Genomic DNA, 20,928 nt, shown 5'->3' on the forward strand with positions numbered 1-20,928 from the left:
GAATGATTATTAGACCAGTGAAACCTGAAGATGTGCGTGCGATTACCAAACTGAATTATGACGAACTGCATTACGATTACACGGTGGAGCATACGGCACAGATGCTTGAAGAAGTCCTGGCGCGGCCATGGCTCAAGATTAATGTTGCCGAGGTTGATGGCCAGTTTGCAGGCTATATTCAACTGGCTGAATACATCAGCCTAATTAACGAGAAGTTGGTCAACGTGATGGAGCTGGCGGTTGTCCACGAGTTTCAAGGGCAGGGTGTTGGGAGCCAGTTAGTCAAGACGGCAGAGGAGTGGTCGCATGAGCTGGGATTCGCCGGCGTGCGGCTCAATTCCGGTGCTGAGAGAACATCCGCCCACGAGTTCTATGAGCATAACGGCTTCACTAAAGTGAAGTATCAGGCCAAGTTTGAGAAGAAGTTTTAACAGCAAAATACCAGCCCCGAATAGTGAGGGCGGGTATTTGTTTTGGCTAGTTTTCCAGGCTGCAATATTTGTGCTTGACAGTAAAGTTATAACTGATGTTATAATCTGCCTACGAGGTGAGGATAATGGCAAAGAGAAATCAATTGAAAGTACGTAAAGTTGGTAACAGCCTAGGTGCGATTATTCCAAAGAATTGGGAAGTTTCAGAAGGCGATATACTACACTATGAAGTCTCACAAAATAAAATAATTATTGATCGTTATGAATCTGATTTGGAACACGATAGACGGGTGATTGACGAGGGTTTCAAAGATTTTGAAAAGGGATTAATTGTTGACAATGAGAGATTAAAAAAAGAATTTGGTAAGTATGGCTGGAAATAGAGGAATGGAAGAGGAAAAACTCGAACTTGTGATGACTGATGGATTCTTGACGTCCCTCCAAAGCTTAGTTCAAGATTGGGAAGAAGTTGGCCTGACAGAGGAAAAAATTAGTGAGTACGTAGTACTAATTCAAAGTTCTTTGGAATCATTGAAATGTTTTCCGAGACGATTTGCTGATGTTTCTGGGACCTTTGGCTTTTCCATGGAAACACGAAGGATTCAAATTGGGCGATTGTATGCAATTTTCTATCGAATAGATCAAGAAAAGGAATATCTTCTAATTGGTCCTATTTATCACCAAAGGCAGTTACGCCAGAAGTTTTAGCAACAAAATACCACCTCCGAATGGTGAGGGGTGGTATTTGTTTGGTTAGCGGATTTTGCTGGCAGCTTCTTTATCGATAGTTAAGGCGAAGTATCAGCGAGAAGAAGTTTTTATTAACAAGTAGGTAAAGAAAAGAACGCCTAGGATTTAATCCCCAGGCGCTCTTTTAGTGCGGCGGTTAGTACTGCTGAAAAGTTGATTCCCTGCTTCTCTGCTTCTCGAGCTAGGTCTGCTGGTATTGTAGTATTCTTTTTGACCAGCGGAACGTGTACTTCTTTCTTTGCTTGTTCAAGGTCTGTTGTGATGTATGAAACCGTAGCATTTGAATGTTGAGCTTGAATATCCTTGATATCTGTAGCGGCTGGCAAAGGATTCTGATCAAATAGCATTAGTCCTAACACTTCCTCCGCGTTATTGAGCGCTTCTGAGAGGCCTTGACCATCGGTGATTGCACCTGGAATATCCGGGAAAGTCACTGTGTATTCGTTAGGCTTATTCTCAGAGTCGTCTAGTACAGCTGCGTACGTCACTAAGCGTTTCATATTTATGTCCTTTCTGATTTGTCTAAATGAATTTATTAGGGATATTTTACTTGATACCGGCTTGCCGTAAAATACTGTTGTAGGTTTTGATTGGTATTGTCTTGCCAGGCTTATCGTATGCTACGCTCACATAATGACCATGTGAGTATTTGAATCTATGGTGACTACCTCTAATTCTATCCTCCGTGAAACCAGCGTTCTGCAATATCTTGAGCACCTCTGTTACTTTATGTTCCACTGGATAGCTCCTTTGGGATGGACCAAAAGCTTGACCATGGTCCTTACTACGCCATTAAGATTGCCCCAGGTATTCACCACACGATGGGTGGCGTCAAGATTAACACGGAGACCCAAGTTTTAGATAAATCGGGCACCGCAATCAAGGGATTGTTCGCTGCCGGGGAAGTTACTGGCGGTTTGCATGGTAACAACCGTATCGGTGGGAACGCAGTTGCTGATATTGTTATTTTTGGACGCCAAGCAGGCACCCAGTCTGCTGCTTTTGTAGCGCAATAAGTGATATTTTTGTCAAAAATGTAAATGGCGATAGACGGTTAAATAGACCGTCTTTTTTTATTTTGCTCGTGCCAAAGTGGTTAGACCAATTGGCCCCTTTAACTTCTGTTCACGATGCAATACAATATAGGTGTAATATGAAATCGCTTTCAAAAGAGCTAGACAGGGAAGTAATGTTGTTGACGTAGAATTGGTAGGAGGAAAATCTAATGAGTAACCGTGATACCACAAATGTTTTATGGTTTGATGAACTACACCGTGAAGATGTCAATCTTGTCGGTGGCAAGTCGTCTTCTTTAGGAGAGATGACTTCCGCCATGTCGGTTCCCGTACCATACGGGTTCGCGACAACTGCCCATGCTTACCGTTATTTTATGGAGCAAACTCACCTGAATGAGCGGGTGAATAGCTTACTGGCAGGTATTAAGGATTACGAGAATTCACTTGAGTTGCACCTAGCGTGTGCAGAGATTCGGCGGCTGATTGTGACTGCCGAGATGCCGGCTGATTTAGCGGCCGAGATTACTGCTGCATACCAGGAGCTAGGTCAGAAGATGAACCAAGACAACCCCTTTGTGGCAATTCGGTCCTCTGCAACAGCGGAGGATTTGCCGGATGCATCTTTTGCAGGTCAGCAGGAGTCTTACTTGAATATTCGTGGTCAGGCAGATGTGGTTAATCGCGTCCAGCAGTGTTATGCCTCCTTATTTACAGATAGAGCGGCATATTATCGGCACAAGCAGAACTTTCCACATGAGCGAGTCGCTCTTTCTGCGGCTATTCAGATGATGGTTTTCTCGAAAGCATCAGGCATCATGTTCTCGGTTGATGTCTCGAATGGCGATGACACCAAAATTGTGATTGACGCAATCTATGGTTTGGGTGAGTACATTGTCCTGGGGAAAGTAACGCCGAATCATTATGTGGTTGCAAAAGACTCCATGCAAATTGTCGATAAAAGTGTGATTAAACAAGATGTGCAACTAGTGCGGGAACCGGATGGTGGCGTTGTCGAGGTACCGGTACCGGACGAATTGCAGGAGCAGCAGGTCTTAACTGATGAACAAATTCTAGAGATTGCCGGCTATGTGAAGGCCATCGAGGAGCATTACGGCTCTTACATGGATATGGAATTCGCGCTCGACAGTAATACGAACCGAGTATGGGTGGTTCAGGCCCGTCCAGAGACAGTCTGGTCCAGGAGAAAGAAGGAGCAGGGAAAGGCAGGTACTGAACAGCACAGTGATTTCAATGAAAGTTATGCTGAAGCGTTGTTGCGTGGATTACCTGCAAGTCCTGGGGTCGTTAGTGGTGTGGTACATGTGATTGATGACGCGAAAGACATTGAGGAGTTTCAGCCCGGCGAGATTCTTGTGACCATCATGACCTCGCCCGACTGGGTTCCAGCGATGAAAAAGGCGGTGGCAATCATCACGGATAACGGCGGAATGACGTGTCACGCAGCGATTATCTCGCGTGAAATGCAGATTCCATGTATCGTTGGTACAAGTAGCAAGGGCACACCTGCCACGAAGCTCCTACAGACCGGAGACACAGTCACAGTCGATGCTTCAAACGGTATTGTCTATCAGGGTGATGTGACTGCAATGTTTACTCAACCTCAACCAGTAGACCAAACTGGGACAGTGCAGGCTGTGGGTGAGACGTTTGCACCAACCGCAACACCCGTGATGATGAACCTGGGCGATCCTGACCTAATTGAACGTTATGCGGACTTGCCGGTTGATGGCATAGGCCTAATGCGTGAGGAGTTCATCTGGACATCCTATATCCATGAGCACCCGTTGTATCTGATTGAGGAGGGACAGCAGGGTAAAGCAATTCGAATGCTTGCAGCGGGTATTGCAAAGGTGGCACGTGCCATGAGCCCACGGCCGGTGGTCCTTAGACTCTCGGACTTTAAGTCGAGTGAGTACCGCCAGTTGAAGGGTGGTTCGAAGTATGAACCAAATGAACCTGCAGACTTGTTAGGATGGCGTGGTGCTTCACGGTATTATGATCCGAAATACATCGAGGCATTCAAACTAGAGTTAGCTGCGGTGAAGAAGGTTCGCCAAGAGTTTGGCCTGACCAATCTGAACGTGATGATTCCCTTTGTGAGAACCGTCGCCGAGGTAGAGAAGGTCACGGAGATTATGCGTGTCGAGGGGCTAGAGCGGACTGCCGACTTTAAAGTCTATATGATGGCCGAAATCCCGTCCAACATCATTCTGGCGGACCAGTTCAACCAGTATATCGATGGCTATTCGATTGGTTCGAATGACTTGACGATGCTCTTACTCGGGTGTGATCGGAACAACGATACGGTGGCCAGCCTCTTTGATGAGCGGAACCTGGCGGTGAAACGCGCCATTCGCCATCTAATTAAGACTGCACATGCTGCTGGTAAAACAGTTTCGATTTGTGGTCAGGCGCCATCGGAATTTCCAGACTTTACGAACTTCTTGGTTCAAAGTGGTATTGACTATGTGTCGGTAAACCCGGACATGGTGAAGGAGACGAAGAGAAACGTGGCGCACTTCGAACAGCGAATTCTCATCGATGCGGCTACGGGTCGTGGCTTAAAGGATCAGACGGACTACGAGTGGTAATCTTTTTAGCGCGGTGGTGGAGCTCTAAAAGATCAACTTAGCAACAAGTTGGTCTTTTTTATTTAAATAATCATGTTATTGTTGCTTATTCTCTTAGAAAAGATTAATGTACATATCATAATCTAAAGTGAGGGATGCAGATGACAGTTTATTTAAAACGCTTAAATCAAGCTGATGCGGCGGTAGAATATGAGTTTTTTCAAAAGATGCCTGAAATTAATGGCTTCGAAGTGCCATACCAGAATATTTCATTTGCGGAATTTCTGACAAACGCAATAGATGAGCGTGAAGATAGCAGCAATGGACTTAATCTCCCAGACGGTCACGTACCAGACACGTATTTCTTTCTCTGGGATAATGACAAAATTGTGGGCCTCTTCAAAATTAGGCACTACCTAAATGACTTTCTGCGTCAAGGTCCCGGTCACATTGGTTATGGCATTCTCCCGGAATTTCAAGGGCGTGGGTATGGGACCGCGGGCTTAAAGTTAGCTTTGAGAAAAGCAGATAAGATCCTACCATCAAACGAACCGGAGATTTTCTTGGCGTGTGCAAAGACGAACCTCGCGTCGCTCCAGGTGATGAAGAAGAACGGTGGCCACGTGCGCCACGAGAACGAACACGAATATTTCGTCCGCGTTTTGCGCAAGGCGATTGATGAGCCGACTTCGCTGGTTGGCCGGGCGGCGAAATTTGAATATTAAGTGAAGTAATTGAATAAGTTCAACCGGAAATCGGTTGAGCTTTTTTTGTTCAGAAACGGTTCTAGACCACAACTTACAAATTGAACTATACCAATTAAAAATTATTTGACTTATATCGCACATTAAACATATAATATGCACTACACCTCTTTGTGATAAGTTCACAGATTAGTCTATACCAATTTAAGGAGTAAAAATTATATGTGTGGAATAGTTGGAACGATTGGCACGAGCCAAAGTAAAAATATTTTGTTGAAGGGGCTCGAGCGCCTGGAATATCGCGGTTATGATTCAGCCGGTATTTTCCTCAGTGAGGATGGGTCTGACGAGCTGGTGAAATCTGTTGGTAAGATTGCGGACTTGGAGGAGCAAATTGCGCCTGAGATGAGCGGTACGATGGGAATTGCCCATACACGGTGGGCAACACATGGTCAGCCTAGCATTGAAAATGCTCACCCACAGTTCTCGACCAGCGAACGCTTCTATTTGGTGCACAATGGTGTGATCAGCAACTTCACCCAGTTAAAGGAACAGGAACTTGCCGGCACTACCTTTGTCAGCCAGACCGATACAGAGGTGATTGTCCAGTTAATCGCCAAGTTTGTTGAGCAAGATGGGTTGACTACTCTGGCCGCTTTTCAGAAAACACTAGGCTTGCTCGAGGGCTCATACGCTCTGATGCTCGTTGATAAGGAGAACGAAGAGCAGCTCTACGTGGCTAAGAATAAGAGTCCGATGCTGATTGGCCTAGCTAATGGTTATAACATTGTCGCCTCAGACGCACTGGCGACCTTTGACGTGACAGACCAATACCTTGAATTGCATGATGGCGATTTTGCCGTTGTGACCAAGACGACTGTCTCTGTCTTTGATCAGGACGGCCAAGATGTGCACCGCGCTCCCATCACGATCAAGATCGACCATGCCGCTGCCACAAAAGGTACGTATGATACATTTATGCTCAAGGAGATTGATGAGCAACCTGCTGTCTTGCGACGGATCAGCCAGCATTATTTGGCTAACAATAGCAGTATTAACGTTCCCGCTGAGCTCCTCCAGTTAATGGCCCAGGCTGATCGGTTCTACTTCGTGGCGGCCGGTACGAGTTACCACGCAAGTCTAGTTGGTAAACGACTATTTGAAAAGTACACGAAGAAACCCGTTGAGGTCGGCGTAGCAAGCGAATTTGGTTATCACTGGCCGTTATTGTCGCAGAAGCCATTCTTTATTTTTCTCTCTCAAAGTGGGGAAACCGCAGATAGCCGTCAAGTCTTGGTTGAAGCGAAGAAGAGGGGGTTAAGCACGCTGGTCTTGACTAATGTGGTTAACTCGACGTTGGCCCGGGAAGCGGACTTTCACCTGCCGCTACTTGCGGGACCAGAAATTGCTGTGGCCTCAACTAAAGCATATACAGCACAGATTGCTGTCGAAGCGGTTTTGGCAAAAGCATTGGGAGTTCAGTTACAAGAACGTTTAGCAGTTGAGTGGGATCTACAGCAGCAATTGAGTTTGGCGGCGGTCGGAATTGATCGGGTGTTAGCCGAGAAGGATAAATTTGCTGCATTAACAAAAGAGTACCTGACGGACCAGGAACACGCATTTTACCTGGGCCGTGGCATCGACTACGATGTTAGTCTAGAGGCTGCACTCAAATTGAAGGAAATTTCGTACGTCCATACGGAGGGATTCGCCGCTGGCGAGTTGAAGCACGGCACCATTGCACTCATCGAGGACCGCGTCCCAGCCATTTTCTTCATTACCGAGAAATTGACGGCGTCTCATACCAGGGGTAATGTGCAAGAGGTTAAGGCACGCGGCGGCAACGTAGTGGTCGTTAGTACCGAGGAGACCAAGGGAAGCGGAGACCAATTCGTGCTGCCAACTTTGACGCCGGAGTTGATGCCGTTGTTGACTGGTGTTGTTGGGCAATTGATTGCATACTTCTCGACACTGCAACGTGGTCTAAATGTCGACCAACCACGTAATTTGGCCAAAAGTGTAACAGTTGAATAATCTGACAAAGAAATAAGGTACAGTCAACTCGACTGTACCTTATTTACTTCTGGTTCATTTGGCATCGAGATTGACGCGCTCGATTTGCGTGGTAATCTCCGCACCATTTGTGATGGTATCGGCGACGGGACAATAGTGATCAACAAATTTAATGAATTCGGCAATCTCTGCATCTGTGTTATTTGCGTCAATTTGGTAAGTACACCAGATCTTTGGTAATCCCGGACGAATACTATCGTCTTGAGCGAGGTACCCTCTACGATCTAGCTCGCCGTCGACAGTGACGCTGATACCGTTTAACTTGATACCGAAACGGTGAGCGAAACTTTTAGCCATGATGATTTTACAACCACCGACAGCCGAAAGTAAGGTTTCCACCGGCGTGATACCCGAATTGAGACCACCCGGGGTCTCCGTGGGTTCATCGAGCATGAGCTCGTGGTCACGGACATTAATTCGAACTTGATAGCCGCGTACACTTGTTGCAACGGCCTTTGAGTGTGATATGGACATAACTATAACCTCCATTCTCTGTGCTGTAAGCTTATCATTTTTTAATAATGATGGGGTAATAATCAGACATGAAGATACCGCAGACACAAAAAATAGGCCTAAAATTGGGCCTATTTTTAAAATGGTTGAAGTTAACTAATTATCTATCTAAACCGATATTATAATCTTCATCGCTCATTGCGGTTACGTGACCAAATAGATAGCCATTTCCGACCTGCGAGAAGAAATCGTGGTTACTGGTACCAGTTGAGAGGCCATTCATGACAATTGGATTGACGTCGTCAGCGGTGTCTGGGAAGAGGGGATTCTGACCGAGGTTCATGAGTGCCTTGTTGGCGTTATAACGCATGAAGGTTTTTACCTCTTCTGTCCAGCCAATCCCGTCGTATAACGTCTCGGCGTACTTCTCCTCGTTCTCATATAACCTGTAGAGGAGATCATACATCCAGTCCGCGATTTCGGTCTGCTTATCCTCGGATAACTCGTTGAAACCGAGTTGGAATTTGTAACCAATATAGGTGCCGTGGACTGACTCATCACGGATAATCAACTTGATAATTTCTGCGACGTTCGCAAGTTTGTTGTTTCCAAGATAGTAGAGCGGCGTGTAGAAACCAGAGTAGAAGAGGAAGGTTTCTAGAAAGACGCTAGCAATTTTTTTCTGCAAAGGCTCGCCATTTTGATACAGGTCGTTGATAATCTCAGCTTTGGTCTGTAAGTATTCGTTATGGTCAGTCCAATCGAAGATTTCCTCGATTTCCGAGTCCGTATTTAACGTACTGAAGATTGAGGAATAACTTTTAGCATGGACCGATTCCATGAATTGAATATTATTAAAACACGCAATTTCGTGCTGTGTCCGTGCGTCCTTTCGCAGTTGGTCATTACCGTCCTGTGATTGAAGGGTGTCAAGGAGTGTCAAGCCACCGAAAACGTGGCCGACCAAGTTCTTCTCCTCTGGCGTTAAGGTGCGCCAATCGTCAAGGTCATTCGACAAGGGAATACGCGTGTCTAACCAGAATTGCTCGGTTAGCTTCTCCCAGGTCGCTTTATCAACTTGATCCTCAATCGCATTCCAGTTGATTGATTTATAGTAGGTTTCAACCATTTTATTCGTCTCCATTTGCTTTATTGATGTGCCTAAGTTAAACGCAAGGTGTCACAACTTGTTAAATGCTGCAGCTCTCACATTCATTTGAGCCAATTTCTTCTGAATCATCTGTAAAAGTCCGCACATAGTAAATTGACTTAATACCCTTATAATAAGCGTAATTACGCAAAATTGATAGGTCTCTTGTCGTCTGTTCTTCCTCTTCCTTCCACTCGTATAAACCAGCAGGGATACTTGATCGAATGAAATAAGTCATGCTCATTCCTTGATCAATATGCTGCTGTGCTGCCGCGTAGGTATCCACTACCAGGCGCATATCAGTATCGTATGCAGACTTATAAAATGAAATTGTATCATTGCTGAGTCCTGGTGCTGGGAAGTATAGTTTACCGTTCTTCTTTTCAGTTCTTTCTTCAATCAAACGGGTGATTGGGTGCAAGCTTGCTGAAGTATCGTTGATGTATGAAATTGAACCTGTTGGCGCAACCGCTAAACGGTATGCGTTGTATAGCCCTGTGGTTTGGATTTTATTCTTTAATTCTACCCAATCTGCCTGAGTTGGCACAAAGATATCCTTAAAGAGTTCCTTGACACGCGCTCTAGTTGGGACAAAGCTGTTATTCAGATATTGGTCGAAGTATTCACCTGTTGCATAAGTTGATTTGGCAAAATTAGCGAACGTTTCATTGCGCTCCGTAGCAATGTGGTTACTCTCGACGAGTGACCAGTAGTTTAAAAGCATGAAGTAAACACTGGTAAACTCAATTGCATCCTTTGAGCCATAATCGATCTGGTGGGTTGCGAGAAACGTGTGGAGTCCCATTGCACCTAGTCCAATTGAGTGGCTGAGCTCGTTACCACGGGCGATTGATGGAACGGCGGTAATGTTTGATGTGTCTGAGACAAATGTTAGTGCGTCTACCATTGCACGGACAGAAACACCAAAGTCTGGGCTTTTCATCAAGTTACCAATGTTAGTTGAACCGAGATTGCAACTAACATCCGTACCCATCTGGGTATAGTTCTGTGCGTCATCCAGGCTTGATGGGACTTGAACCTGTTGAATTTCTGAACAAAGATTACTCATGATAATCTTACCGTCGATTGGGTTAACACGATTAACGGTGTCGATGTTTAAAATATAAGGGTAACCTGATTCCTGCTGCAGCTTGGAAATTTCATTTTCTAGCTCGCGCGCCTTAATTGGGTATTTTTTGATTTCGGGGTTCTGCACCATGTTGTCATATTCAGCTGTAATATCTACGTATGAGAATGGTGTGCCGTAGATGCGCTCAACGTCGTAAGGGGAGAAGAGGTACATCGTATCGTTATTCCGAACTAACTCGTAGTATTTATCAGGCACGACAACGCCAAGAGATAACGTCTTTACGCGGATCTTCTCATCGGCATTTTCCTTCTTTGCAGATAGGAAGTTGATGATGTCTGGGTGGAAAACATTGAGGTAAACAGCCCCGGCACCTTGCCTTTGGCCCAATTGATTTGAGTAGGAGAAGGAGTCTTCCAGCAGCTTCATCACTGGTAAGACGCCGCTTGACGCACCCACAATTCCCTTAATTGGTGCTCCAGCTTCACGCAGGTTCGAGAGTGTAATGCCGACACCACCGCCAATTCGTGACAGTTGCAGCGCCGAGTTGATGCCACGACCGATTGAGTTCATGTCATCGGTAATTTGAATGAGGAAACAGGACACAAATTCGCCCCGCCGTTTCTTGCCCGCATTCAAAAAACTCGGTGTCGCCGGCTGGTATCTTTGGTTGATCATTTCATCGGCTAACTGAGTTGCCAGCTGCTCGTTCCCATTAGCATAATAAAGGGCATTGAAAAATACCCGGTCTTCGAAAGTCTCTAGATATTCGGACTTGTCGTCACTCTTCAGGGCGTACTGGTTGAAAAACTTGTAGGCCGCCATAAATGATTTGAAGTGGAAATTGAAGTCCCGCAGGCGTTTGTACAGTTGTTCCAGGAACTCTGATGTGTATTTCTGCAGAAACTCTGCTTCGATATAGTTGTTGTCGACCAAATAAGTTAGGCGTTCCTGCAGGTTGGCGAATTGTTTGAGGTTTGGCTCGACGTTCTCTTTGAAAAAGGCTGCCAGTGCCTCGCGGTCTTTCTCCAATGGGATTTTCCCATCAATAGGTCGGTTTAATTCGTTGTTTAATTTAAAATATGTTACATCTTGAATGTTAAGCTTCTGTAGACTCATAGTTCGCCACTATCTCCTTTACGCGCGCCACATCAGTCGGCGTGCCATTGAATTCGAAATCATAAAGAATTGGTGCTTTTAAGCTGTTGGCAATGTCTTTTGCCGTGTGGATGTATAACTGATTGAAGTTTCTATTACCCGTGCCAATCACGCCAACGAGGTTCTCCTTGTTCGAACCGAAATTGAGGAAGTCGATGACGGAGTCCATCATGTTGTCGTCGTATGCGGGGACAATTAAAATAAAAGGCTGGTCCATGTCGTGATATGGATCAGCATCGTCTATCTCGTAAGCATCAAGTTCAGTCTTCTTGATGAACCGTCTGGTTTGCCCAGTAACCGTGTAGTACGCAATTTCAACCATTATTTTACAAGACCCTTAAGCTGTTCTGGTCTGAAACCGACAATTGGGTTTTCATCTTTAGGGAAAACAACAGGAACACTCTTGAAGCCGAGGCTCTTTAAATACGTAATTGCGTCTGGGTCAGAGTTGATATTCTTCTCTTCGTAGTTGATATGGTGTTCTTTTAAGAAGCGTTTAGTCATTTTGCACTGAACACAATCATTCTTAGTATATACAGTAATATTACCCATAATGTCCTCCACTCACAATTTTAAAAAGTCAATCCTTTTTGTGAGATTTTTTGTATTTTTTTGGCATCCAGACACAAGATGTTGTATGGAATTGAATGTCTGAATACTAGTTAATGTGATTGTCTGATTTTTTGCCTTGATTGTCAATAGTAAATCCTTGGATTTGTTATTTTATTAATTGGTTTATCTAAATATAGTACGTGGAATAGGATATTTGCTCAACTGCATAAAATTTTGGTCTATTTTTGATTTCTTTTTGGTGACCTTGCATCTTTTTTCCCTTATACTCATAATTGAAGTAATTGGAGGGATTCTATGAAATCTGCTTATAACTATATCGGTGTTTTTGCCTGGATAATTGTTTTTCTGTTGCTCGTATTTATTATCCAGAATATTCGTAAACGTCATATCAAGATGATTGTCATGGACCATGTGCGTTTCTCTGTCAAAAATCTGGTACTTGATGTCCTGGAAATTGTGGTTTGGGGCGGACTCCTGGTTTCGATGAGTATCGTAACATTCTTTGATAATCCATCATTAAATGACCATGCGCGCATCACGGATAGTGTTAAGTTCCGCCCGTTAATTATGACGGTTGACCAAGATAAATCCTTCTATGTTAAGGTGAACACCGTACAAAGCAGGGACTCAAAGGTCGAATATACTCTCCTTAGCGACGGCAACAAAATCACGATTAACGGAGCAAACTCCTCTATCTCAGACGGCGCGAGCCCATTATCGCCGGCCGCAAGTGCCTATCCGTTTGACGAAAAGGTATTGGTTAAGATGGATCAAAATTACCAAAAGGCCTATCTGGCAACCTATGTTGCCAGGTATAAAAAAAATTGGCGTAACGGCTTAGGACTAAGTGCTGGCAGGGTAGCAACTGAATATTATCTGATTCGGATACCTGATCAGACGTTTGTGAAAGATCAACAGACCAAATAAATAAAGGCTTACTCATCTGAATGAGCAAGCCTTTATTCATGTTTTGTAGTGAAGTTGAGTGCTACTTTGCTTTCTTAATCGAGCTCAGGTTGACCACGATTTTATTATTTAATTCGGAAACTGCTGTGTTATCTTCGGCTTCATTTGAGACGATTTCCAGTAATACCGAATTTTCATAGATTTTTTCAACTTTACCAGTGAATGGCTTCTTAATATCTTCTTTAACAGTTGCACTTACGGTTTGACCAACTTCGAGTTCTTCTTTTTTCATGAAACAACCGCCCTCTTTAATTTTTTGCAATAGGAAAATAGTATTATATCTTGCACCATTTTTCAAGTAGGAGAATCAATATGAAGAAATTAATTATTATTGCCGGCCCAAGTGGTGTTGGGAAAACCACCATTAGTCGGTATCTCACCCAAAAATACAACATACCACGGGTAATCACTCATACCACGCGACCACTGCGTTCTGGGGAACAGGACGGCGTTGATTATTATTTCGAGAGTGCCGACAGCTTTCGCCAACTGCACTTCTTTGAACACGTTAAATACGGTAGCTATCAATATGGTTCTTCAAGGGAATCATTGCAGAAATCCTTTGAAAAGAGCGATATCGTCTCACTAATAGTTGAAACGGCAGGCGTTCACACCTACCTGCAGGAGCTACCAGCGCAGGCTGTGTTCGTCTATTTGACTGTCTCAGAACCTGCCGAGTTAGCGCAACGGCTTGAGGAGCGGGGCGACACGAAAAGTCAGATTGAGAAGAGGCTGCACAGTCCGGAATTCAAGCGTGATTTAGCACTTGACGATGATCTTTTACAGCGGGCGCACATCATCAAGAACGACAGTTTAGATGCTGCTAAAGCAGCGATTGATCAACTGATTGAGTCGCTAACTAATGTTTAAATAATCAAAAAAACACTTAAGAAAGAAATAAAGTGTAACCAAAGGGCTTTTATTCTGTAACAGTCTCGAAATATCACGAGGTTACAATAATCTTCGTTAGTAAGAAAAGGTCTAGACACCTGGACGTAAAAACGGGGGAAATAAATTGAATAAATTTAAATCTAATGTGACGAAGATTTCTGCTGCAGCATTACTGGGTACTTTTGGCCTGGTAGCAGCACAACAAGTAAACTCAAATATTACATCAAATACTGTAGAAGCAGCAACAGAAGTTGGTAAAATTAACTATAAACCTGGTTACAGCCTGGCTGTTAGAAAGTCACCTAGCGTTGGTAATAACCTTACTGGTCAATATCTAAAACACGGTACTAGGTGGAAGATTATCCGCTATACAACGGATACTAATGGTGTTAAGTGGGCGGATTTAGGAAAGAATGACTGGGTTGAAGCGAAGTACCTAGTAGCATCATCAACTGCTCTTTCAAGTGCAAGTACAGTTCCAGCAGTTGCAAAGACTAGTACTCAAGTACAAGTTTATCGTGATGCTGACAAAACAAGAGCTGCACAAACACTTAATGCAAACACAAGGTGGAAAGTTATTCGCGCTACTGTAAACACTCAGGGTGTTACAATGTATGACCTTGGGAACAATGATTGGGTTGAAGCCAGTGCATTGACTGCAAATAATACTCTGAATATTTATTCAACCTCAGTTAAGGTTGTTCAGATTAAGACTGGCTACACTGCTTCAATTTACAGTAATCCTAATAATCCACAATTAACTGGTCAAAAGCTTACTTCAGGTTCTAAATGGAAGGTGATTCGTGCTGCTCAAAGTGTTAATGGAGAGGTCTGGTATGATCTTGGTAACAACGATTGGGTTCAATCTAGTTATGTTTCTGATGTTACTTCAGCATCACAAAGTTCGGACAGAAATGTTAAAATCCAAGCAGTAATCAACTTAGCTAAGCAACAACTTGGTAAGCCGTATGTATGGGGTGGTAAGGGACCAAGCGCATTTGATTGCTCTGGCTTTACACAATATGTATTTTTAAATGCTGTTGGTAAGAACATTGGTGGCTGGACTGTCCCACAAGAGTCAGCTGGTCGGCAAGTAGCAGTCTCTCAATTACAAGCAGGAGACCTGGTCTTCTGGGGTTCACACGGAAACACTTACCATGTAGGTATCTACCTTGGTAATAACCGGTACATTAACGCACCAAGACCAGGTCAAAATGTACAAATTGCAACATTGTCATCATATAATCCTGCATCATTTGGTGTTCGCGTACTTTAATCAAACTAACGATTAACTTGGTACCCCTAGTAAATTACTGGAGGTATTTTTTTGTACTCTCGTAGAAATTAGGTACATTTCACGGCGAAAAATGTCAATTGTTTGGAAAAATCGTGTTATTTAAGACAAATGGCCTGTTTTTTGGTAAAGTTAAAGCAGATTTACTTTTTGGAGAAGGATGTGGTCTATATGGCAATGATTGAATTCGAACATGTCAACAAGTTTTACGGACAATTTGAGGCCTTGAAGGATATTAACTTGAAGGTCGAACGGGGAGAGGTCGTCTCCATCATCGGGCCATCTGGGTCGGGAAAGTCGACGCTACTACGGACGATCAACGGTTTGGAATCAATTGAGGATGGGAAGCTGATCGTGAATGGCTTTGACCTCGCAGACAAGAAGACCGATTTAAATAAAATTCGGCGTGATGTCGGCATGGTGTTCCAGCACTTTAACCTCTATGCTAACAAGACCGTATTGGAGAATATCACGCTCGCGCCAAAGATTGTGCTGAAGAAAGATCCGGCAAAGCTCAGGGTACGGGCGATGGAGTTGCTCAAAATGGTTGGACTGGCTGATAAAGCCAACAGCTATCCTAAACAGCTATCCGGCGGTCAGAAACAGCGGATTGCGATTGCTCGCTCGCTTGCGATGGAGCCTAAAGCAATACTTTTCGATGAGCCGACCAGTGCGCTTGATCCCGAGATGATTGGCGACGTGCTCGAGGTAATGCGAAAGGTCGCAGAACAGGGAATAACTATGGTTGTTGTGACCCACGAGATGGGCTTTGCCCGTTCGGTGGCTGATCGGGTCGTATTTATGGATTCCGGTCAAATACTCGAAGTATCGGATAATCCGGAGAAGTTCTTTGCCAGCCCAGAAGATGAACGTGCTCGTGAATTTTTGAGTAAGGTCATCTCCCATTAGAGGAGGAATAGATTATGAAAAAGAAGCATTTTTTCATTGCACTCATGGGCATCTTGGCGCTAGCATTCTTGACTACCGCTTGCTCTGGTCAAAGTGTGGCATCAAGGAATATTGTCCAGCAAGTTAAGAAAACAAAAAAAATTACCTGGGGTGTGAAATCCGACTTGCGCTTGGTCGGCATTCTGAGCATTAAGGATAACCAGCTCGAGGGCTTCGAGGTCGACTTAGCGAAGAAACTATCTACCGAAATTTTCGGTAAGGATGTCCAAGTGAACTTCGTACCAGTCACCAGTAATACACGGATGGCTCTACTAAAGAATGGGAATATTGACGCGCTCGTGGCAACCATGACGATTACCCCAGATAGGCAAAAGGTCGTGGATTTTTCTCAGCCTTATTTCAAAGCGGGTCAAACCATTATGGTAAAGCGCGACAGCAAAATTAAATCTGTGACTGACTTGAAACAGGGAACAAAGGTAATCGGTCTGCAAGGTTCTAACTCAGTACAGAACATCAAAAAGGTCGCACCATTCACCAAAATTTTACAGCTCCCTGACGCGGCGCAGGCGTTTTCGGCGCTCCAATCAGGCCAGGCTGACGCCATGACGTCAGATAATGTGATGCTGTATGGCTTACTTTCGGACAATCAGAATTATCGCTTAGCCGGTAAAAACTTTACGGTTGAAGACTACGGAATTGCTGTGAATAAAGGGCAACGACCTTTGTTGAAGAAGATTAATCGGGCCCTAGCAGAAATGAAGGCTGACGGGACCTATAATCAACTACTTCTGAAATGGTTCGGTCAGATTCCGGGATTTAAGGTAGGTGACGTACAATGATCGAGATTTTTCAAACTTACATGAACGACTTCATCTCAGGCCTTGGAATGACTATTTTCTCTAGTATTCTAGCCTTCACTGGTAGTCTGTTCTTAGGGATTATCTTCGCCTTATTTGAGATTAATCCAAACAAAATTCTGCGGATTTTTGGTTCGATTTATGTCGAGATTTTCCGGAACATTCCGTTACTCGTAGTCACGATGTTCTTTTACATAGTGATTCCGAAGTACGTAACGAGTATCGATGGTTTCACGGCGGGTACGATCGGCTTGTTGATTTATACCTCAGCCTTCTTCGCCGAGGTGGTCAAGGCGGGTATTCAAAGCGTGCCAACCGGTCAGTGGGAGGCGGCGCGCGCGAACGGCATGACCTACATGCAAGGGATGATTCACGTGATTTTCCCGCAAGCAATCAAAATCGTGATTCCACCGCTTGGTAATCAAACGATTACTCTCGTGAAAAACTCTAGCGTCTTGGCCTTTGTTGCGGGATTTGACTTGATGTACCAGGCAAACCAGATTTCAAGTATTACGTTCCAGCAGGTACCCACATACTTTATTGTCGGTATCCTGTACCTGATTGTGACAATGCCGCTTAGTTATTTAATGCGATATCTAGAGCGCCGCTGGGAAGGATAGGAGGTAGATTATGGATTGGGCAGGAGCATATTCGTGGATTAACATCCGTTATCTGTTACAGGGCCTTTTGACCACAATTGAGGTCTCTGTAATTGCAATTATTCTTAGTTTCATCCTTGGGGCAATTCTGGGAATAATCCGTTACACCAAAATCAAGTATGTCTCGGCGATCATCGGCTTTTTCATCGATATTATCCGAAATCTACCGTTGTTGCTGATTATTTTCTTCACCTATTTCGGCCTGCCAACATTTGGCATCAGGCTGGATATCATGCCGGCGGCAATCACCGCCTTGACCGTCTTTGAATCGGCGATGTGTTCGGAAATCTTCCGGTCAGGAATTAATGCTGTCGCAGTTGGTCAAATGGAGGCTGCCCGGGCAAACGGCATGACTTACGTTCAGGCAATGTACCATGTTGTCTTTCCCCAGGCACTCAAAATGATGATTCCACCACTACTGAGTCAATTTGTCTCACTCGTTAAGGATACTAGCCTGGCTACCATTATCGTGCTGCCAGACCTGTTGTATCACGCGCAGAACGTCTACGGTCAGAACACGAACTACTTGATTCCGATTTTTGTTGCACTTGCCGGGATGTATTTCGTCGTTTGCTTCTCGTTGTCGTTACTAGCGAAGTTCTTCGATAGAAGGTTACGAGGTGCATAAGCGCACATAATTGCCAAAAAAGCTCACTTGAATCAACTAATTCTAGTTAATTCCAAGTGAGCTTTTTGTTTGCAAACGATTTGTTTAGATTCGCCGTTATTCCTGCACATTCACCGTGAAGGACTCCAAGCGCTTCTGGTCGGTTGGACTTAGTCTGGCTTCGACGGTCACCCCGTCTGAGGTGTAGTCTTCAGTCAGTATTTCAGCCTTTGCATGGAGGTAAGCTAGGTCTTTACCGGCCGTTAGGGGAAGTCTCAGCGTGCGGACTTGATAATCGGCAAAGAGTTTTTTCGTAATCAGCTGACTAAGTAGCTGCATTGACTGCTCGTCTTTTGCAGAATAGAAGAGGTCGTCGCCGTCCATGCTGGGGTATTCCCTAACGGTTTCATCAGCCTTGTTGTATGCAATGATCGTGGGCGTCTCTAAGACACCTAACTCCTTTAGAACGGCGTTAGTGGTTTCAACCATCTCCTTGTGATTCTCATCTGAGACGTCAACAACGTGAATGAGTAAGTCTGCATCTCGAACCTCTTGTAGTGTGGCCTTAAACGACTCCACGAGTTTGTGTGGTAACTTACTGATGAAACCGACGGTATCGCTGAGAAGAAATGAGAAGTTACTTGCGAGGTCGATGCGTCTTACACTTGTATCAAGTGTGGCGAAGAGCATGTCTTTCTCGAAAACCTGTTTCTTGGCTTTCTTCTCATGGTCTTCACCCTGTCCGAATAGTTGTAGCAAGCTATTCATCGTCGTTGACTTGCCGGCGTTCGTGTAACCAACCAAGGCGACTTGCGGCAGTGCACTCTCGTTTCTTTCTTTTCTTCTGGTGGCCTCACTTCTACTGATTTCCTGCAATTCTTCCTTGATCATGGCAATCTGTTTGCCAAGTGTTCGCCGGTTTAATTCGAGTTTAGTCTCACCAGAACCACGGTTAGCGAGTCCGCCACCACCTGAACCACCGGTTCCCGAACCCCGCTGTTGGTCTAGGCCACTATTCTCTGCGGTGTGCAGCCGCGGTAATTCGTACTGTAACCTGGCCAGTGCTACCTGAAGTTTGGCCTGCTTGGTCTTTGCGCGATTGGAGAAAATCTCGAGGATTAGCTCCGTCCGATCAACGACGTGAAGCTTTGTTTCCCGCTCCAGGTTTCTGATCTGGGTGGGACTTAGTTCATCGTTTAGAACAAGGTGGGTGGCGCCACTCTCTTGTGCGAGTGTGCCAATTTCGGCTACTTTGCCGCTCCCAAAGTAGGTAGCTGCCACAAGTCGTTCCAAGTTCTGATCGACCCGACCGACAACTTCCATGTTATTGGCTGCGCTCAACTGGGCGAGCTCCCGCATGTAGTAGTCGAAGTTTGGTTCCCCTTTGTTCACACCGCCGATAATCACTTTTGTTTGTGATATTTTATTGTCTATCAAATATTTGACCTTTCTGTCTTCAAAAGAGGATTGTTTTTCGGCGCAAAAAAAGCCGGAGTGATCCGGCTTTCAGCACTAATTGACGACAGTGAAACAGTCGCTAACTTGATCAATCCTCATCACTAATTCAATTTTCATTGTCATTGTTTGGTACAATTACGAAATTTAAAATACGCATGATTGGATTCTCCTTCAATAAGATAATCTGAGTATACCACAGATTGAAAGTGACTGTCACTTATGGCGTTCAATTTGGTCATGGGCATTGCTTAATGTAGTCTGGCAATAGGTGTTTGTTCCTTAGCCTTTTGCCGTTGGTGTGCGGCGATTAGAGGCAAGATAGCGCCGATACCTAACATGATTAATGGTTCGACTAAATTCAGAGTAATGACGTGCCAGTAAGCTTTAGAGCCAAACTGCTCGTCGACTTGGAAGATGGAGCCCGTTGCCGCCGTAAAGGTCAGGATGAGACACCACCAGCCGACGACAAGGGCCCACTTGCGATTCTTGGTTCTTGCGCACCCAGACTTACGATGTAAAGAGGAAGCACGTTGCAAAGGGTGAGACAATTCCGTTCAGGTTTAATAGTTGGTTGAAGATGGAGTTCATGTTCGGAAGCGTTGCGCTCAGCACCATAATTACCATACAAATTCCGGTCGTGAGCCAGTAACCATTAATAGGCAGGCCACGATCATCTAGTTTGGTAAGTTGCTGCGGCAGATATTTTTTGGCGGTATCCGAGAGGAACATTCTGGTGCCGGCATCGATTAGGACCGCTAGCTGTGCCATCATGTAGATGGCCTGTGTGATGGCGAAGGCGTACAGGAAGAAGTTCCCCATGCTAAACTCATTTCCCATGTATTGGAATGCATAATATGAGCCGTTCATCTTCAAACCGTTTGGGAGATGGTGTGCATTAAAGAAGATTCCAAGGGAGAATGAACCTAGTACGGTCAGGAAGCCAGTCATAATGGCGAGCATCCAAATTGCTTTTGGAAAATCTCTTGGCCCGTTTTTCATCTCGGTCACGTAAGGCGCAATGTACTCGGAACCGTTCATGGCGAAGATAAACAGACCGAGCGTTGTCAGGTAAGTGAGATTAAAGTTTGGAATCATTGACTTCCAGGTAAAGGGCTCGGTGTGGGGCATGTTGCCCTGACCAAGGTAGGTGCCCGACCATCATTTCGTACGGAATCACGAATAAGAATAGCATCAGAATCCAGGTGGTAATGGTCCCGAGGCCCTGATTCTGAAAGTTGTAGATGATGTCTTCAAAGCCGATGACTGTGACAAAGTCCATCAAGGCAATGACGGGCCAACTA

General features: G+C 44.7%; 22 protein-coding genes and 2 pseudogenes. 14 read left to right on the plus strand and 10 right to left on the minus strand.

The features are described 5' to 3' along the window. Positions 1 to 2 precede the first annotated feature (2 nt). The 3 genes from LA20533_RS05350 to LA20533_RS05360 all read left to right on the plus strand — a co-directional run bounded on the left by LA20533_RS05350 (position 3) and on the right by LA20533_RS05360 (position 1,139). Entirely contained in the window at positions 3 to 431 is a 429-nt protein-coding gene (locus LA20533_RS05350; protein ID WP_056947141.1) for a GNAT family N-acetyltransferase, read from the plus strand. A gap of 125 nt (positions 432 to 556) precedes the next feature. Continuing rightward, complete coding sequence (locus LA20533_RS05355) at positions 557 to 814, plus strand: AbrB/MazE/SpoVT family DNA-binding domain-containing protein (protein ID WP_056947137.1); 258 nt, start codon at positions 557 to 559, stop codon at positions 812 to 814. A gap of 4 nt (positions 815 to 818) precedes the next feature. Then, entirely contained in the window at positions 819 to 1,139 is a 321-nt protein-coding gene (locus LA20533_RS05360; RefSeq protein ID WP_056947134.1) for a hypothetical protein, read from the plus strand. Positions 1,140 to 1,279: 140 nt separating this feature from the next. Here LA20533_RS05360 and LA20533_RS05365 read toward each other — a convergent pair whose 3' ends face one another. Together LA20533_RS05365 and LA20533_RS05370 are read right to left on the minus strand one after the other, a co-directional pair. Next, positions 1,280 to 1,681, minus strand: coding sequence for a type II toxin-antitoxin system HicB family antitoxin (locus tag LA20533_RS05365; RefSeq protein ID WP_056947132.1), 402 nt, complete (start codon positions 1,679 to 1,681; stop codon positions 1,280 to 1,282). 46 nt (positions 1,682 to 1,727) lie between these two features. Further along, positions 1,728 to 1,919 carry a type II toxin-antitoxin system HicA family toxin gene (locus LA20533_RS05370; RefSeq protein WP_054745634.1) on the minus strand — a complete coding sequence of 64 codons (192 nt, stop codon included), beginning with the start codon at positions 1,917 to 1,919 and terminating at the stop codon, positions 1,728 to 1,730. 35 nt (positions 1,920 to 1,954) lie between these two features. On the opposite strand from LA20533_RS05370, the pseudogene LA20533_RS05375 reads away from it, so the two are divergent. The 4 genes and pseudogenes from LA20533_RS05375 to glmS form a co-directional block, all read left to right on the plus strand. After that, positions 1,955 to 2,197, plus strand: a pseudogene (locus LA20533_RS05375) (FAD-binding protein); the annotation flags it as partial. 209 nt (positions 2,198 to 2,406) lie between these two features. Beyond that, complete coding sequence (ppsA, locus tag LA20533_RS05380; RefSeq protein ID WP_056947130.1) at positions 2,407 to 4,809, plus strand: phosphoenolpyruvate synthase; 2,403 nt, start codon at positions 2,407 to 2,409, stop codon at positions 4,807 to 4,809. A gap of 140 nt (positions 4,810 to 4,949) precedes the next feature. Next, positions 4,950 to 5,513, plus strand: coding sequence for a GNAT family N-acetyltransferase (locus LA20533_RS05385; RefSeq protein WP_075362810.1), 564 nt, complete (start codon positions 4,950 to 4,952; stop codon positions 5,511 to 5,513). A gap of 201 nt (positions 5,514 to 5,714) precedes the next feature. Then, positions 5,715 to 7,526, plus strand: coding sequence for a glutamine--fructose-6-phosphate transaminase (isomerizing) (gene glmS, locus LA20533_RS05390; RefSeq protein ID WP_056947127.1), 1,812 nt, complete (start codon positions 5,715 to 5,717; stop codon positions 7,524 to 7,526). Positions 7,527 to 7,580: 54 nt separating this feature from the next. Here glmS and LA20533_RS05395 read toward each other — a convergent pair whose 3' ends face one another. The 5 genes from LA20533_RS05395 to nrdH all read right to left on the minus strand — a co-directional run bounded on the left by LA20533_RS05395 (position 7,581) and on the right by nrdH (position 11,965). Beyond that, the gene (locus LA20533_RS05395) at positions 7,581 to 8,039 is read right to left on the minus strand and encodes an OsmC family protein (RefSeq protein ID WP_054745630.1); all 459 of its coding nucleotides are present in this window, start codon (positions 8,037 to 8,039) and stop codon (positions 7,581 to 7,583) included. Positions 8,040 to 8,178: 139 nt separating this feature from the next. Next, the gene (nrdF, locus tag LA20533_RS05400) at positions 8,179 to 9,147 is read right to left on the minus strand and encodes a class 1b ribonucleoside-diphosphate reductase subunit beta (protein WP_056947124.1); all 969 of its coding nucleotides are present in this window, start codon (positions 9,145 to 9,147) and stop codon (positions 8,179 to 8,181) included. Between the two features lie 61 nt (positions 9,148 to 9,208). After that, entirely contained in the window at positions 9,209 to 11,374 is a 2,166-nt protein-coding gene (gene nrdE, locus LA20533_RS05405; RefSeq protein WP_056947120.1) for a class 1b ribonucleoside-diphosphate reductase subunit alpha, read from the minus strand. After that, positions 11,355 to 11,735 carry a class Ib ribonucleoside-diphosphate reductase assembly flavoprotein NrdI gene (gene nrdI, locus LA20533_RS05410; protein ID WP_056947118.1) on the minus strand — a complete coding sequence of 127 codons (381 nt, stop codon included), beginning with the start codon at positions 11,733 to 11,735 and terminating at the stop codon, positions 11,355 to 11,357. The genes nrdE and nrdI overlap by 20 nt, the downstream gene beginning before the upstream one ends. After that, entirely contained in the window at positions 11,735 to 11,965 is a 231-nt protein-coding gene (gene nrdH / locus LA20533_RS05415; protein WP_054745628.1) for a glutaredoxin-like protein NrdH, read from the minus strand. Before nrdH ends, nrdI begins: the two co-directional genes overlap by 1 nt. Positions 11,966 to 12,280: 315 nt before the next feature. Between nrdH and LA20533_RS05420 the strand changes: the two genes are divergently transcribed. After that, a complete protein-coding gene (locus tag LA20533_RS05420) occupies positions 12,281 to 12,913 on the plus strand; it encodes an LVIS_2131 family protein (protein WP_056947115.1) in 633 nt (210 codons plus the stop codon). A 61-nt stretch (positions 12,914 to 12,974) separates the two neighbouring features. Here the strand turns inward: LA20533_RS05420 and LA20533_RS05425 are convergent, their stop codons facing one another. After that, complete coding sequence (locus LA20533_RS05425; RefSeq protein WP_056947111.1) at positions 12,975 to 13,184, minus strand: DUF2187 family protein; 210 nt, start codon at positions 13,182 to 13,184, stop codon at positions 12,975 to 12,977. Positions 13,185 to 13,264: 80 nt separating this feature from the next. Between LA20533_RS05425 and LA20533_RS05430 the strand changes: the two genes are divergently transcribed. The 6 genes from LA20533_RS05430 (at position 13,265) to LA20533_RS05455 (ending at position 18,190) form a co-directional block, all read left to right on the plus strand. Then, entirely contained in the window at positions 13,265 to 13,822 is a 558-nt protein-coding gene (locus LA20533_RS05430; RefSeq protein WP_054745624.1) for a guanylate kinase, read from the plus strand. Positions 13,823 to 13,967: 145 nt separating this feature from the next. Next, positions 13,968 to 15,119, plus strand: coding sequence for a C40 family peptidase (locus LA20533_RS05435; protein ID WP_056947108.1), 1,152 nt, complete (start codon positions 13,968 to 13,970; stop codon positions 15,117 to 15,119). Between the two features lie 189 nt (positions 15,120 to 15,308). Beyond that, positions 15,309 to 16,046 (plus strand): amino acid ABC transporter ATP-binding protein, encoded by a 738-nt coding sequence (locus LA20533_RS05440; protein ID WP_054745803.1) that lies wholly within the window; start codon positions 15,309 to 15,311, stop codon positions 16,044 to 16,046. 14 nt (positions 16,047 to 16,060) lie between these two features. After that, on the plus strand, positions 16,061 to 16,885 hold the full coding sequence (locus tag LA20533_RS05445; RefSeq protein ID WP_056947105.1) for a transporter substrate-binding domain-containing protein: 825 nt from the start codon (positions 16,061 to 16,063) through the stop codon (positions 16,883 to 16,885). Next, entirely contained in the window at positions 16,882 to 17,523 is a 642-nt protein-coding gene (locus tag LA20533_RS05450) for an amino acid ABC transporter permease (RefSeq protein WP_054745618.1), read from the plus strand. Before LA20533_RS05445 ends, LA20533_RS05450 begins: the two co-directional genes overlap by 4 nt. Before the next feature lie 7 nt (positions 17,524 to 17,530). After that, complete coding sequence (locus LA20533_RS05455; RefSeq protein ID WP_054745616.1) at positions 17,531 to 18,190, plus strand: amino acid ABC transporter permease; 660 nt, start codon at positions 17,531 to 17,533, stop codon at positions 18,188 to 18,190. Positions 18,191 to 18,286: 96 nt separating this feature from the next. Here the strand turns inward: LA20533_RS05455 and hflX are convergent, their stop codons facing one another. Beyond that, on the minus strand, positions 18,287 to 19,606 hold the full coding sequence (gene hflX / locus LA20533_RS05460) for a GTPase HflX (RefSeq protein WP_056947102.1): 1,320 nt from the start codon (positions 19,604 to 19,606) through the stop codon (positions 18,287 to 18,289). 269 nt (positions 19,607 to 19,875) lie between these two features. Then, positions 19,876 to 20,906, minus strand: a pseudogene (locus LA20533_RS05465) (amino acid permease). Between the last annotated feature and the right edge of the window lie 22 nt (positions 20,907 to 20,928).

The sequence above is a fragment of the Amylolactobacillus amylophilus DSM 20533 = JCM 1125 genome (assembly GCF_001936335.1).
Taxonomy (GTDB): domain Bacteria; phylum Bacillota; class Bacilli; order Lactobacillales; family Lactobacillaceae; genus Amylolactobacillus; species Amylolactobacillus amylophilus.

Excerpts from the sequence above, each read along its gene's own strand:
- LA20533_RS05420 (WP_056947115.1), top strand. The coding sequence starts at position 12,281 with ATGAAATCTGCTTATAACTATATCGGTGTTTTTGCCTGGATAATTGTT.
- LA20533_RS05425 (WP_056947111.1), bottom strand. The coding sequence starts at position 13,184 with ATGAAAAAAGAAGAACTCGAAGTTGGTCAAACCGTAAGTGCAACTGTT.
- LA20533_RS05360 (WP_056947134.1), top strand. The coding sequence starts at position 819 with ATGGAAGAGGAAAAACTCGAACTTGTGATGACTGATGGATTCTTGACG.
- LA20533_RS05395 (WP_054745630.1), bottom strand. The coding sequence starts at position 8,039 with ATGTCCATATCACACTCAAAGGCCGTTGCAACAAGTGTACGCGGCTAT.
- LA20533_RS05350 (WP_056947141.1), top strand. The coding sequence starts at position 3 with ATGATTATTAGACCAGTGAAACCTGAAGATGTGCGTGCGATTACCAAA.
- nrdE (WP_056947120.1), bottom strand. The coding sequence starts at position 11,374 with ATGAGTCTACAGAAGCTTAACATTCAAGATGTAACATATTTTAAATTA.
- LA20533_RS05385 (WP_075362810.1), top strand. The coding sequence starts at position 4,950 with ATGACAGTTTATTTAAAACGCTTAAATCAAGCTGATGCGGCGGTAGAA.
- nrdI (WP_056947118.1), bottom strand. The coding sequence starts at position 11,735 with ATGGTTGAAATTGCGTACTACACGGTTACTGGGCAAACCAGACGGTTC.
- LA20533_RS05355 (WP_056947137.1), top strand. The coding sequence starts at position 557 with ATGGCAAAGAGAAATCAATTGAAAGTACGTAAAGTTGGTAACAGCCTA.
- glmS (WP_056947127.1), top strand. The coding sequence starts at position 5,715 with ATGTGTGGAATAGTTGGAACGATTGGCACGAGCCAAAGTAAAAATATT.
- LA20533_RS05365 (WP_056947132.1), bottom strand. The coding sequence starts at position 1,681 with ATGAAACGCTTAGTGACGTACGCAGCTGTACTAGACGACTCTGAGAAT.
- nrdH (WP_054745628.1), bottom strand. The coding sequence starts at position 11,965 with ATGGGTAATATTACTGTATATACTAAGAATGATTGTGTTCAGTGCAAA.
- ppsA (WP_056947130.1), top strand. The coding sequence starts at position 2,407 with ATGAGTAACCGTGATACCACAAATGTTTTATGGTTTGATGAACTACAC.
- LA20533_RS05445 (WP_056947105.1), top strand. The coding sequence starts at position 16,061 with ATGAAAAAGAAGCATTTTTTCATTGCACTCATGGGCATCTTGGCGCTA.
- LA20533_RS05450 (WP_054745618.1), top strand. The coding sequence starts at position 16,882 with ATGATCGAGATTTTTCAAACTTACATGAACGACTTCATCTCAGGCCTT.
- nrdF (WP_056947124.1), bottom strand. The coding sequence starts at position 9,147 with ATGGTTGAAACCTACTATAAATCAATCAACTGGAATGCGATTGAGGAT.
- LA20533_RS05430 (WP_054745624.1), top strand. The coding sequence starts at position 13,265 with ATGAAGAAATTAATTATTATTGCCGGCCCAAGTGGTGTTGGGAAAACC.
- LA20533_RS05440 (WP_054745803.1), top strand. The coding sequence starts at position 15,309 with ATGGCAATGATTGAATTCGAACATGTCAACAAGTTTTACGGACAATTT.